An 881-nucleotide genomic window follows, 5' to 3' on the forward strand; every position below is an offset into this window, starting at 1 on the left:
CCCATCACCAGCAGGTCGGCCCGAGTGGCATGCACCCGGTCGGGAATCGCCTCCTCCGGATGCCCGGCGACGAGATGCGTCGTCACCGTGCTGCCACAGGACCTCAAGAGATCCGCAGCGGCTTCCAGTCCGGCCAGCCGGGCCGGGGTGGTGTCGCCGACCTGCAGGATCTCGCCCTCGAGCCCCGACAGCAGCAGACTCTTGGCGACGCGCAACAGACCCTGGTGAGTGGTTTCGCTGCCATCGTAGGCGACCAGAAAGCGCCGGGGCTCGATGAAATCGGCAGCGCAGACCAGGATGGGCTTGTGCAGCATCCGCACCACCGTTTCCAGCTGGCTGCCGATCCCACGGCTGCCGGAGTGCTCACCGCGCTTGCCGATCACCAGCACGCCCAGCTCCGCCTCCAGTTCGCGTAGGGTATCCGCCAGATAGTCATGGCGCTGGAGCGTCGTCGGCGCCGTCGCCACACCCCGCTCGTGCAAACGCTGCAGGGCCCCGGCCAGCAGCGCCTCGCCGTCGGCCCGCGCCAGGCGGGCACGCTGCTCGTCCAGCCGGGCCAGCTCTTCGAGCAGGTGCTCGCGCGAGCCGAGGCCGATGGCGCCGCTGGTGTCAGGTGAGGTCGGATAGAGGCTGCGTTCCAGGACGTGCAGCAGGGTGATCGGCAGTGCCAGGCGGTGGGCCAGCCAGGCGCTGTGGTCGCAGACGCTGCCCGCCAGGGGCGAGCCGTCGATACAGGCGATGATCTTGCTCATGGGTGTCTCTCCTCAATGGCCCAGCAGTTCGCTGCCGGCCCCTGGCTTGTCGTGGATGCCGAAGCGATCGACCAGGGTCGCGCTGGCCTGGTCGAGGTCGAGCACCTGCACGGTCACACCTTCCCGGCG

At 69.2% G+C, this 881-nt stretch carries 1 protein-coding gene and 1 pseudogene; both read right to left on the reverse strand.

The genetic code is table 11. The features are described 5' to 3' along the window. Positions 1 to 752, reverse strand: a 752-nt coding sequence (locus QKY98_RS23470) for a universal stress protein (RefSeq protein WP_284671685.1), incomplete at its 3' end; no start/stop codon positions are given. A 12-nt stretch (positions 753 to 764) separates the two neighbouring features. After that, positions 765 to 881 (reverse strand): annotated as a pseudogene (locus QKY98_RS23475) (STAS domain-containing protein); the annotation flags it as partial.

Source organism: Pseudomonas sp. HR1, from assembly GCF_030175875.1.
GTDB classification, from domain to species: Bacteria; Pseudomonadota; Gammaproteobacteria; order Pseudomonadales; family Pseudomonadaceae; genus Chryseomonas; species Chryseomonas oryzihabitans.